Source organism: Enterobacter sp. RIT418 (assembly GCF_003057745.1).
Classification (GTDB): Bacteria; Pseudomonadota; Gammaproteobacteria; order Enterobacterales; family Enterobacteriaceae; genus Enterobacter.
In genome coordinates this window covers 176,557-188,045 of sequence record NZ_QBJD02000010.1, presented here as the reverse complement: position 1 = coordinate 188,045, position 11,489 = coordinate 176,557, and the positions used below count along the sequence as shown (strand labels likewise).

The window sequence follows — 11,489 nt, the reverse complement described above, 5'->3', positions numbered from 1 at the left end:
TGCAGACCCATCAAAAACACATTAAACTACCGGAGTATGTTATATGATATATCAAAAGGAATCTGAACGGCAGTCGTGATTTAATTATTTAAGCTCCCGGTCAATTAAATAAGAGAGCTTTTCATATCTCCGTAACTGACAATTGCTTTAATTATTCATGTCAAAAATCAGGACAGAAGAGTGGTGCTTTCTGCTGTGGCGGGAGATGCTAAGAAGGAGAAACTGGCGCGGCAAAATGCGCCAGCTCTGGATTTAGCCGTGGTTACCTTGCGTTAACAGGAAACCAAACAAGTATGGCTTGCTGTGCTTACACTCTATGTTCTGGCCGTGCATTTTCACGCGCGATGGTCAGGAAAGCCTGTACAGCGCCGCTATTCTCTATCATTCGGCTGATCAGCATCAGATTAGCCGACAGTTCCGGAGCATCCAATCGACGGTACACCAACCCCGGAATAGAAATATTCAGCAGCGGCTCTGGAACCAGCGCCAGCCCTTGTCCTGCGGCCGCCAGGGTGAGGACGCTCAGGGTGCTGGAGGTACGATGCGCAGTCTGGGGGGCGCGGCCCAGTAGCGTGGTGAGCGCCGTGTAAAGCCGATCATCCGCGCTGTGACTATCGTAAAAAACAATCGGCTCATCCGCCAACATATCCACCGTCAGATAAGGACGTTCGGCCAGCGGATGATTGTCGGCGATTGCCACCAGACGTTTCCAGACACCGACCGTTTCAGACAACAGTCCCGGCGCGTGAAGGAGGCTGTGATCGGGTGTATAACCAATATCGAGCTGCCCGGAGAGGATAGCCTCCGCCTGCAACAGCGGTGCGACTTCACGCGCCACCAGTTCAGCATCAGGATAGGCTTTGCGAAACGCTCGCATATCTTTTGTTAATTTTCCGCTGAACACGGCATTACCAGCAAAACCAACGCGCACCCGACCGCTCTCGCCGCGTATCGAGCGCTGTACCGTCAGTCGGGCGTTTTCAGCCTGATCCAGGGTGCGCTGCGCCTCTACCTGCAACAACCGCCCTGCTTCTGTCAGCTCTACTTTCCGGCTGGTGCGCATAAATAGTGGACCGCCCAGTTCCTCTTCCAGCGCTTTGATTTGCATACTGAGCGCAGGCGGTACAATATTTAACCGCTCAGCGGCGCGCCCAAAATGGCCCTCCTCCGCGACGGCGAGAAAATAGCGCAGGTGACGCAGCTCCATATACTACCCTCATCATTCATTTAAACTGAATAATTGGTCAGTTTGATCTACTGGATTTTATCTATAATCGCGATCAAACTGAAGTCCCTCCTTCATCAAGAGCTGACACGCTATGCATACTTATCTGGACGATCGTCAACAAATTACCGACCTGCTTACAGGATGGATCCACCGCGATCTGGGCGAGTGGGAACAGCTTCGCGATCTGTTCCACCCGGATGGCACTATTGAAATCACCTGGTTTGAAGGTCTGGCCAGTGATTTTGTCGACGGCTCAATGCGCATGGGCGCATCAGACGCTCGGACAAAACATCTGATCGGTACGCCGGTCGTGACCTTCAATGCCGACGCCACCAGGGCGATTGTAGAAACTAACGCGATGATCGTCGCTGAAAATGTGAAGCTGAATATCGGCTGCACCACCCACAACCGCTTTTATGACATGGCAGAAAAACGCAACGGTGTCTGGAAACTGTTTCACCGCCAGAGTATTTACGATATGGGCAGCTTCACCTTCCCGCTCGGCATCGTCGATATTGATCAAGAAACGGTGGCGAAGTATCCGCGCGAATACGCCGCGCTGGCTTATCTGCTGGATAAAAGCGGCTTCCCGGTAAACCGCGTTTTCGCGACTCGCGGCAGCGACCTTGAAAAGCAAATGAAGGAAGCAGGTCAGCGCTGGCTGGCGGATAGAGAGAAGATCTCTCATGGCAACGCCGAATAACGCTTTAATCTTTCACCAACGCGAAGGACACGCATGAAAACTGGATATTCACATAAAACGCTGATGGCCCTTTTACTTACCATATCGCTACTGCCCGCTGCTGCATCAGCTACCGAAATTCTCGCTTACAGCGATCATGAGCCGCTGGGCGGTATGCGTACCCGTTTCATTAACGACGTATTTTTCCCGGCAATTGAAAAAGAGTCGCAGGGTCGCCTGAAGATCGACGCACACTGGGGCGGCGAGCTTAACACCAGCTATGAGGCGTTAGGCAAGGTCAGCATGGGCGATGTTGATATGGCAACCGTTGTGCCGGAGTACAACGCCGAACGGTTACCGCTGCATCAGATCTTCAAAAGCTTTCCTGTCGGCCCAGCGGGTGCACAACAGGTTGCATTCTTCCGCCACGTATACGCTGACATTCCCGCCTTGCCGGCAGAGCTGAAGAAAAATAATGTGGTGAGCGTTTTTATGGAAACCGGCTACCCGCTGGCCTTTTTCAGCAGAAAAGCGATGCCGGATCTGGGCGAGATTAAGGGCGGCACATGGCGCGCTGCCAGCTTCTGGCACCGGGATTTTCTGCAAAATGCGGGCGCGACGCCGGTAACCATGCCCTGGGGCGATCCAACCTATAACGCGCTGAAAACCGGCGCGATTGACGGCATGATGCTGAACGTTGACAGCGGTTACGATCTGAAAGCGTATCAGTACGCGCCAAACGTGCTGATCTCAAGAGATCTGTGGCTAGGACACCTCTACATTCTGGCAATGAACAAAAATACCTGGGACAGGTTATCCCCGGAAGACCAGGCGGCGATCCAGCGCGCAGCGCAAACTGCGTATCAGTCTTTAGGCCCAGTGATGGACCACAGCTTTGATACCCAGATAGATGATTTACGTAAAGCCGGGGCAACAGTGCGCATCTTGAAACCGCAAGAAGTTGCGCAATGGCAAACCACCACCCGCTACCGGGCCGCACAGGCTAAGTGGGTAAAAGAACAGGAAGCGAAAGGCGTGAATGAGGCAGTAACGGTGATGAAGCAGGTTAACGCCATTATGGATGAGGCCATGCAGCAAAACGCACACCACGACTGATAAGCCGTCTGTAGATGAGTTTTTGGAACTTGATGTCCAGTGTTAAGTAGGTCCTGCCTGGATACGGTTTTCCGCACATTTGGCATTAGCGATGGTTGCCTGACATCATCAGGCAACCGGTACTGATGATTAGTGCTTCTCAATATACATCGTTCGGCTGTACGCCACGTCTTCCGGGTTGTTGATCGGATAGCCTTTCACCCACGGTTTGATCAGCCGGCCATTAGTGTATTGATAGATAGGCGCAATCGGTGCTTTCTCCAACAGGATTTTCTCAGCCATGTTGTAGTCCGCGTTGCGCGCTTTCGCCGTGGTTTCAAGCGACGCCTGATTGATTACTTTGTCGTAGGCCGGGTCGTTGAAGCGTGAAATGTTGCCGCTGTGGGTAGAGGTGAGCAGCGACAGGAACGTCGACGGCTCGTTGTAGTCTCCTACCCAGGAGGCGCGGATCACGTCGAAGTTGCCGGTGTTGCGGCTGTCAATGTAGGTTTTCCACTCCTGGTTCTGCAGCTTAACGTCTACGCCAAGATTTTTCTTCCACATCGACGCCACGGCGATAGCAATCTTTTGGTGGTTTTCCGAGGTGTTATAAAGCAGGGTCAGCTTCAGCGGACGCTGCGGACCATAGCCTGCCGCCTGCAGCAGCGTTTTGGCCTGCGCGTTCAGCTCCTGCTGTGACATCTGCTCAAACGGTGAGGTTTCCGGCGTGAAGCCGGCCGTCACGTCAGGCGTGAAGTGCCATGCCGGTTTCTCCCCCGTGCCTAACACCTTGTCCGCCATAATCCGGCGATCGATAGTCATACTCAGCGCCAGACGCACGCGCGCGTCCGCCGTGGGCCCTTTCTGCGTATTGAAAGCATAGTAGTAAGTTCCAAGCTGCGGCGGAGTATAGACCTGCCCCGGAATGTCTTTCAGCAGCTTTTGATACATGTTTTTCGGGAATGATTCGGTGATATCAATGTCACCCGCCAGATAGCGTTTGGTGGCCGATGATTCCTGATTGATTGGGATAAACGTGACCTTTTTGAGCACCGTCTTCGCGTTATCCCAATAGTGCGCGTTCGGCACTACCACCAGCTTCTCATTAACCACGCGATCTTTGAGCACGTACGCGCCGTTCCCCACCAGCGCCCCCGGGCGGGTCCACTCTTTGCCGCTTTCGACATTGGCCTTTTGCACCGGATAGAAAGCGAAGTTGGCCGTCAGGTTGCTGAACCACGGCAGCGGTTTATCCAGCTCAACGCGCAGGGTTTTGGCGTCCACGGCCGTTACGCCGAGCGTATTCGGCGCGGCCTTGCCGTCGATAATCGCCTGCGCGTTGTTAATGCCCGCCAGGGCGGCAAACCAGGCAAACGGCGAGGTCGTTTTCGGGTCAACCAGACGCTGCCAGCTGTATACGAAATCCTGCGCCGTCACCGGCGTGCCATCGGACCATTTCGCGTTATCGCGCAGCGTAAACGTCCAGATGCGGTTATCGTTGCTTTGCCAGCGCGTCGCCACGCCCGGCGTGATTTCCCCTTTTTCGTTCTGATTGACCAGCCCTTCAAAGAGGTCGCGGATCACCTGAATTTCCGGCAGGCCAACGGCTTTCGCCGGATCCAGCGAGGCCGGTTCATCTTTGATATGGCGAACCAGCTCCTGCTTTTGCGCCAGCACCGTTCCCTTTGGCACATCGGCAGCATAAGAGAGTGAAGAGAGTCCGCACAGCCACAGCGCAGAACAGAGTAGCGAAACAGGATGCTTCATGAGATCCCCTTTTAAAAAGTCAGCAAACGAACGGATGCGTAATTATTTGTTTCGACACGGAGAAATGCAAATGACTTGCGCCGGAAAGTTGATATCTGACATCTTCTGCGGACGCTGAAACCATTTGATTAACCGCCAGTTTTGCACAACACTGCCAGAAGTGATTCTACATTGGGATTTGCTATGACACTCACCCGACCAAGAACGGAGCGCGGCGCGTTCCCGCCGGGCACTGAACATTATGGCCGCTCGTTTTTAGGCGCTCCGCTGATCTGGTTCCCTGCCCCGGATGCCGATCGCAGCAGCGGCTTAATCATTGCGGGCACGCACGGTGATGAAAATTCCTCCATCGTCACCCTTTCCTGTGCGCTTCGCACGCTGGCGCCAAACCTGCGACGCCATCACGTCATTCTGACCGTCAACCCGGACGGCTGCCAGCTTGGCCTGCGCGCGAACGCGCGCGGCGTTGACCTGAACCGCAATTTCCCCGCGGCCAACTGGCGCGCCGGGGAGACGGTTTACCGATGGAACAGCTCGGCTGAAGCGCGGGACGTTGTGCTGCTGACCGGCGATACGCCTGGCTCCGAGCCCGAAACGCAGGCGCTGTGCCAGCTCATCCATAAGATCCACCCGGCCTGGGTAGTCTCTTTCCACGATCCGCTGGCCTGCATTGAAGATCCTCGCCATACCGCCCTCGGCCAGTGGCTCGCCGATGCCTTCGCCCTGCCGCTCGTCACCAGCGTGGGGTACGAAACGCCGGGCTCTTTTGGCAGCTGGTGCGCTGACCTGGGCCTGCACTGCATTACCGCAGAGTTCCCGCCCATTTCGTCCGACGAGGCGAGCGAAAAATACCTTAAAGCGATGGTCGAGCTGCTGCGCTGGCAGCCTCAGGGGTGAAGTTCGCCGGTGGTGAAATTGAGGGCTGGCGAGACGTCCACCGCCAGCCACGTCGGGCCATCGAGATCGGCAAATCGCACCTTATTGACCAGCGGCAGCGCCGCGCCGATCGCCCGCGATGTACACAGCATACAGCCCAGCATCAGGCTAAAGCCCTGTGCCTGCGCCGTCGCGGCCAGAGCAAGCGCCTCCGTCAGGCCGCCGGTTTTATCAAGCTTAATGTTCACCATGTCATAGCGGCCTTTGAGCTTTGCGAGGCTGTCGCGGGTGTGGCAGCTTTCGTCGGCGCATATTGGCAGCGGATGAATAAAGTTCTCCAGCGCGGCGTCTTCCTCAGCGGGTAACGGCTGCTCCAGCATCGCGACGCCGAGATCGGCCAGCAGCTGGCAGCGCGCCGCCAGCCCTTCGGCATGCCAGGACTCATTGGCATCCACAATCAGCGTTGCCGTTGTCACCGCCGAACGAATCGCGACCATGCGCTCGCTGATTAGGCGGTCGTCAAGCTTGACCTTTAATAGCGTAGCGCCGGTCTCCACCAGCGCCCGCGCGCTTGCCGCCATCTGCTCAGGCTCGCCAATCACGACCGTTTGCGCGGTGACGATGGATTCCGGCAGCGTCGCGCCCAGCAGCGCTGACAGGGATTGCTGCTGTTTTGCCGCCTCGAGGCTCCACAGCGCGCAGTCGATGGCGTTTCGCGCGGCGCCCCCCGGCAGTTCAGACTGCAGCGCCTCTCGCGAGAGTCCCGTCTGCAGCGCGGGCACCAGCGTCATAATCTGGGCCATCACCGAGGCGAGGCTCTCACCGTAGCGGGGATAAGGCGTACATTCCCCCACGCCCTTCACGCCGTCTTCTTCAATCTCAACCACCACGACGCAGGCCTCGCTGCGGCTGCCGCGGGAGATCACAAACGGGGAATGTAACGGCCAGGCTTCTTCATAGACCTTAACGCTTCTCATCACTGACTCCTTGCGGCCCGGTAAGGCGATAAAAATTGGTTTGCCGTGTTATCCGCTGTTGGCATACACTAGCCCCGACGTTAACTATATGTAAACAGGAAGATATCTATGTCACAACTCGTTCATTTCCAGGGCAACCCGGTTGCTGTTGCAGGTTCCATTCCGAAGGCTGGCAGCAAAGCGCAGGCTTTTACTCTGGTGGCTAAAGATCTGTCTGACGTCACGCTGTCTCAGTTTGCAGGCAAACGCAAAGTTCTGAACATTTTCCCAAGCATTGATACCGGCGTGTGCGCCGCATCCGTGCGTAAATTTAACCAGCTGGCGACCGAAATGGACAACACCGTGGTGCTGTGCATTTCCGCCGACCTGCCGTTCGCACAGTCTCGCTTCTGCGGCGCGGAAGGCCTGAGCAACGTCATTACCCTGTCTACCTTGCGCAGCCCGGATTTTCTCGATAACTACGGCGTTGGCATTTCTGACGGTGCCCTGAAAGGCCTGGCTGCCCGTGCGGTTCTGGTTCTTGATGAAAACGACACCGTTCTCTTCAGCGAGCTGGTGAATGAAATCACCACCGAGCCGGATTACGCTGCCGCTCTGGACGTGCTGAAAGCGTAATCTCACGCGTAAAAAAAGCCTCTTTCACAGAGGCTTTTTTTTATTCATCACTTTTTTTCTGATTCAGCCCATATTCGCGCAGCTTGTTCGCAATCGCGGTGTGCGACACGCCAAGACGCTTGGCCAGCTTGCGGGTGCTCGGGTAGCTACGGTAAAGCTGCGTCAGCACCGAACGTTCGAAGCGGCTAGTGATATCGTCCAGCGACCCTTCCATCGCCTCCTCGCCTACCGACACCGTTCCGGCATCGTAATCCGGCAGCAAAATATCCTGCGGCCGCAGCTCGTAGCCTTCGAGCTGAGTGAGCGCCCGATAAACGGCGTTTTTCAGCTGGCGAATGTTGCCCGGCCAGCCGTAGCGCGTGAGCACCGTGCCCAGGTCGGCGGAGAGCTTAGGCCGCGGCACGCCCTGTTCGTCCGCGAAGCGCGCCACGAACAGCTCCGTCAGCGGCATGATGTCCTGCGGGCAATCGCGCAAAGGCGGAATATTCAGCGTCAGAACGTTAAGGCGATAATAGAGATCCTCGCGAAACGCCCCTTTTTGCACCAGCTCGACCAGATTTTTTTGAGTAGCGCAAATCACCCGAACGTCGACGTGCACTTCATGATCTTCCCCCACGCGGCGGAAGGTGCCGTCGTTCAGGAAGCGCAGCAGCTTAGCCTGCATGCGCGGCGACATTTCCCCGATCTCGTCCAGCAGCACCGAGCCGCCGTTCGCCTGCTCGAAGAAGCCTTTTTTCCCCTCCGGCGCGTGGCCGAACAGCTCGCTTTCAACGGCATCTTCCGGAATTGACGCGCAGTTAAGCGCCAGGTAAGGTTTTGCCGCCCGCGGGCTGGCAAGATGCACCGCGTGTGCCAGCAGGTCTTTGCCGGTTCCGGTGTCCCCGGTGATCAGCAGCGGTGCCGTCAGGTTCGCCAGCTTCCTCGCCTGATCGACCACGTGGCGCATTTTAGGGCTTACCGCAATAATCTGGCTAAATGCCCCCACGTCCTGGCTGGAAAGATTTTGCAGCTGGCGGCCCATGCGCACCGTGGAGCGCAGCATAATCACGGCGCCTGTCAGCACGCGATCGTCATTTTCCCCTTTCAGGTAGACCGGCGTAATTTCCATCAGGAAGTTCTGCCCGTTAATCACCACGTGCTCGCTGTGCGTGTTCTGCGGGTTGCTGTCCAGCCAGCGCTGGAAGTTAAAGCCGGGGATAAGCTGGGTGGCGTGGTGATGGCTGAGCTTCTCCTGATTTTGCGCGAAAAGCTGGCAGCTGGCGAGGTTAACGCGCTCAACTTTGCTTTTCAGATCCAGCGACAGGAAAGGCTCCGGCATCGCTTCCAGCAGCGCGCTGAGCGCCAGATGCTCGCGCTCGGACGGCATCCAGGGAATGGTGCGCACATCCGTAACGCCAGCGATACGGCGGATTTCCGCCATCAGGCTGCTGAAGGTGTTAAATTCAATTTCGGCAAAATTGAGGTAAATTCGCCCGACGGGGTCGATCTCAATGCCACGTAAATCAATGCTACGTAAAACAAGCAGATCGAGTAACTCGCGGGTCAGACCGAGTCGGTCTTCACAAAAGACTTCCAGACGCATGGGAAATTCACCGTTTAAGCCATTAACGCTAAAATAATATGTCAGATCGCGGCGATCGGGAAGGTGGCTGTCAAGAATTATTGACAGCCAGCACGAATAGTAAACAAACGAGGTCAGGACGTCGGCTTTTTGTTGAGAGTTTCCTTAAGCTGGCCGATCAGTTCGCGGCGAAAATCACCCAGGCGCGGTTTGTCGCCGTCGATCCACGGCAGCGGACGGCAGACTTCCATCGCTTTAATGCCGAGGCGCGCGGTCAACAGGCCGGCGCCAATCCCCTGCGCGGCGCGCGCCGACAGCCTGGCGGCTAAATCCTGCGACATCCAGTCCATGCCCACTTCCCGCACCAGCTCGCTGGCACCGGCAAACGCAATGTTCAGCAGCACCAGCTTGAACAGGCGCAGGCGGCTATAGTAGCCAAGCTCGATGCCGTAGAGGTTAGCGATGCGGTTAATCAGGCGCAGGTTGCGCCAGGCAATAAACGCCATGTCGACCAGCGCGAGCGGGCTGACGGCGATCATCAGCGTTGACTCTGCGGCAGAGCGGCTAATCTCGCGACGCGCCTGCGCGTCCAGCACCGGCTGGACCATATGCGCATATAGCGTGACCACTTCCCGATCGTTTTGCGTTTCGTGGATCGCCGCATACCAGCGCTGGAGCGCCGGATGGGACTGATCGATTCCGGCCTGCCTCGCCAGCGCTTCGCAGAACGCGCGCCCTTTACCGGTGCCGTGGCTGTGCAGCAAATCGCGCGCCTCATCGCGCTCGTGCGCGCGCTGGCGCAGCCGCCACAGCCGACGCCACTCGGTGGCAACCGACCCAACCCCGGCCCCGACGATAAGCGCCCCTGCCGCGCAGCCTCCCAGCGCAACCCAGTCCTGGGTTTGCCAGGCGTTAACGGCCCACTGAACGCCCTGGCCGACCACGCTCGCGCCGAACAGCACCAGCCCGGCCGTAACCATTTTGCGCCACAGGCTGCGCCTGGGCCGCAGCGCGGCTTCAACCACCGCTTCGGCCTGCCCCTCTTCAACCAGCGGCTCTTCCGCCAGCGCGGGGGCAAAATTCTCCGCCTGGGTGCCGCTGAACGTCTGGGACGTTTTAAATACCGTCTGCTGCTCCTGCTCGAGCGGCCCGGTGAAATCAATGCGCGGTTTTAACGGTTCCGTCATCGCAATTTATCTCCAATCAAAAACTCCAGCGCCGCGTCCAGCCGAATATGCGGTAGCGGCTGGTCAACGCTCATCGCCTGCGGGCGAAAGGCTTCAAACTGGAAGCCCTGGCTTTGCCAGAAGGCCGGTCCCGGCAGGCGAGCGGGGACTTCGCCCGGATAAACCGTCAGCGGCGCACCGTCGCTGAGGCGGTTGCCGCGCAGCGCCGGGATTTTCTCGCCGTTGACGTCAATCAGCCCGCTCTGCGTCGCCTGTACCGACGCCAGCCCCAGGCAATCCATGCCGATCCCCTCAAACGCCGCGTTTTGCCACGCGTCCTGCACCAGCTGCTGGAGCAGAGAGACCATGTTGGCGTGCTGGTCGACCGTGACGTGGTCCGCCTTGGTCGCGGCAAACAGCAGCTTGTCGATCACCGGGGAAAACAGGCGGCGGAACAGCGTGCGCTGTCCGTAGTGGAAGCTTTGCATCAGCTGGGTGAGCGCCAGACGCATATCGTTAAACGCCTGCGGCCCGCTGTTTAGCGGCTGCAGGCAGTCCACCAGCACGATCTGGCGGTCGAAGCGTAAAAAGTGGTTTTTGTAGAAGCCCTTCACCACCTTTTCACAATAATAATTGTACCGCTCGCGCAGCATGCCGGCGTTGGTGTGCTTCTCCGCCTGGGCCAGCGTTGACTCCCCGATGCCGTCTACGTCAGGCCACGGGAAAAACTGCAGCGCGGGCGCACCTGCCAGATCGCCGGGCAGCACGAAGCGGCCGGGCTGGATGAAGTGCAGCCCCTCCTGCTTACACTGATGGAGATACGCCGTCCAGGCCTCAGCGATGCGCGCCAGTCGGTTTTCATCGGCGGGCGCAAGCGGGTCTACGCCCTCGCAGAGCTGTCGCCACCGGGCGGACCATTCCGCGCGCTGCCCCTGAAGTAAGCCGGTCATTTGCCGCGACCAGCTCAGGTAGTCCTGCGCCAGCATGGGCAGGTCAAGCAGCCACTCGCCGGGGTAATCGACAATTTCCAGATAGAGCGTTGAAGTATCCTTGAAGTGGCGCATCAGCGACTCGTTAGACCGAAAGCGCAGCGCCAGGCGGATTTCACTCACGCCGCGCGTTGGGGTCGGCCAGGTGGGCGGATCGCCGTACAGCTGTGCCAGCCCTTCATCGTAGGTGAAGCGGGGAATGCCAAAATCACGCTGGGGCACGCGCTTCACGCCCAGCAGGCGCTCTTCGCGCACGGCGCTCAGCAGCGGCAGGCGCGCCCCTGCATGCAGGTTCAGCAGCTGGTTAACCATCGCGGTGATAAAGGCCGTCTTGCCGCTGCGGCTGAGCCCGGTCACCGCCAGACGCAAATGACGATCCACGCCGCGGTTGACCAGAGAGTTAAGTTCGTTTTTAAGTCGCTTCATCGCCGTCCTTCATCGCGGGGAGCCTGGAATGACACGTTTCAGAATACAATAAATTGGGGCAGATCGTTGATTATCAATTCATAATTATTGCTATTGCCGTTTTTTCT

10 protein-coding genes are annotated in these 11,489 nt (G+C 57.6%); 4 read left to right on the top strand and 6 right to left on the bottom strand.

Annotation, left to right across the window (positions count from 1 at the left end):
- Window positions 1-307: 307 nt before the first annotated feature.
- A complete protein-coding gene (locus DBY73_RS14050) occupies window positions 308-1,207 on the bottom strand; it encodes a LysR substrate-binding domain-containing protein (RefSeq protein ID WP_112011720.1) in 900 nt (299 codons plus the stop codon).
- A gap of 112 nt (window positions 1,208-1,319) precedes the next feature.
- Between DBY73_RS14050 and DBY73_RS14045 the strand changes: the two genes are divergently transcribed.
- Window positions 1,320-1,931, top strand: a complete 612-nt coding sequence (locus tag DBY73_RS14045; RefSeq protein WP_112011719.1) for a nuclear transport factor 2 family protein — start codon at window positions 1,320-1,322, stop codon at window positions 1,929-1,931.
- Window positions 1,932-1,964: 33 nt separating this feature from the next.
- A complete protein-coding gene (gene dctP / locus DBY73_RS14040) occupies window positions 1,965-3,026 on the top strand; it encodes a TRAP transporter substrate-binding protein DctP (protein ID WP_112011718.1) in 1,062 nt (353 codons plus the stop codon).
- 129 nt (window positions 3,027-3,155) lie between these two features.
- On the opposite strand, the gene DBY73_RS14035 is transcribed toward dctP, so the two are convergent.
- Window positions 3,156-4,772, bottom strand: a complete 1,617-nt coding sequence (locus DBY73_RS14035) for a peptide ABC transporter substrate-binding protein (protein ID WP_112011717.1) — start codon at window positions 4,770-4,772, stop codon at window positions 3,156-3,158.
- 183 nt (window positions 4,773-4,955) lie between these two features.
- Here DBY73_RS14035 and mpaA point away from each other — a divergent pair, with 183 nt between their 5' ends.
- Window positions 4,956-5,669, top strand: coding sequence for a murein tripeptide amidase MpaA (gene mpaA / locus DBY73_RS14030; RefSeq protein ID WP_112011716.1), 714 nt, complete (start codon window positions 4,956-4,958; stop codon window positions 5,667-5,669).
- On the opposite strand, the gene ycjG is transcribed toward mpaA, so the two are convergent.
- Entirely contained in the window at window positions 5,660-6,625 is a 966-nt protein-coding gene (gene ycjG, locus DBY73_RS14025) for an L-Ala-D/L-Glu epimerase (protein ID WP_112011715.1), read from the bottom strand. The two genes, mpaA and ycjG, sit on opposite strands and share 10 nt — an antisense overlap.
- A gap of 108 nt (window positions 6,626-6,733) precedes the next feature.
- Here ycjG and tpx point away from each other — a divergent pair, with 108 nt between their 5' ends.
- Complete coding sequence (gene tpx / locus DBY73_RS14020) at window positions 6,734-7,240, top strand: thiol peroxidase (RefSeq protein ID WP_112011714.1); 507 nt, start codon at window positions 6,734-6,736, stop codon at window positions 7,238-7,240.
- 40 nt (window positions 7,241-7,280) lie between these two features.
- On the opposite strand, the gene tyrR is transcribed toward tpx, so the two are convergent.
- The 3 genes from tyrR to DBY73_RS14005 all read right to left on the bottom strand — a co-directional run bounded on the left by tyrR (window position 7,281) and on the right by DBY73_RS14005 (window position 11,382).
- Complete coding sequence (tyrR, locus tag DBY73_RS14015) at window positions 7,281-8,822, bottom strand: transcriptional regulator TyrR (RefSeq protein WP_112011713.1); 1,542 nt, start codon at window positions 8,820-8,822, stop codon at window positions 7,281-7,283.
- Window positions 8,823-8,935: 113 nt separating this feature from the next.
- Window positions 8,936-9,988, bottom strand: coding sequence for a YcjF family protein (locus DBY73_RS14010; protein WP_112011712.1), 1,053 nt, complete (start codon window positions 9,986-9,988; stop codon window positions 8,936-8,938).
- On the bottom strand, window positions 9,985-11,382 hold the full coding sequence (locus DBY73_RS14005; protein WP_112011711.1) for a YcjX family protein: 1,398 nt from the start codon (window positions 11,380-11,382) through the stop codon (window positions 9,985-9,987). The genes DBY73_RS14010 and DBY73_RS14005 overlap by 4 nt, the downstream gene beginning before the upstream one ends.
- Between the last annotated feature and the right edge of the window lie 107 nt (window positions 11,383-11,489).

Bases quoted from the DNA above. Each gene is read 5' to 3' on its own strand.
- DBY73_RS14050 (WP_112011720.1), bottom strand. From the start codon at position 1,207: ATGGAGCTGCGTCACCTGCGCTATTTTCTCGCCGTCGCGGAGGAGGGC.
- DBY73_RS14045 (WP_112011719.1), top strand. From the start codon at position 1,320: ATGCATACTTATCTGGACGATCGTCAACAAATTACCGACCTGCTTACA.
- dctP (WP_112011718.1), top strand. From the start codon at position 1,965: ATGAAAACTGGATATTCACATAAAACGCTGATGGCCCTTTTACTTACC.
- DBY73_RS14035 (WP_112011717.1), bottom strand. From the start codon at position 4,772: ATGAAGCATCCTGTTTCGCTACTCTGTTCTGCGCTGTGGCTGTGCGGA.
- mpaA (WP_112011716.1), top strand. From the start codon at position 4,956: ATGACACTCACCCGACCAAGAACGGAGCGCGGCGCGTTCCCGCCGGGC.
- ycjG (WP_112011715.1), bottom strand. From the start codon at position 6,625: ATGAGAAGCGTTAAGGTCTATGAAGAAGCCTGGCCGTTACATTCCCCG.
- tpx (WP_112011714.1), top strand. From the start codon at position 6,734: ATGTCACAACTCGTTCATTTCCAGGGCAACCCGGTTGCTGTTGCAGGT.
- tyrR (WP_112011713.1), bottom strand. From the start codon at position 8,822: ATGCGTCTGGAAGTCTTTTGTGAAGACCGACTCGGTCTGACCCGCGAG.
- DBY73_RS14010 (WP_112011712.1), bottom strand. From the start codon at position 9,988: ATGACGGAACCGTTAAAACCGCGCATTGATTTCACCGGGCCGCTCGAG.
- DBY73_RS14005 (WP_112011711.1), bottom strand. From the start codon at position 11,382: ATGAAGCGACTTAAAAACGAACTTAACTCTCTGGTCAACCGCGGCGTG.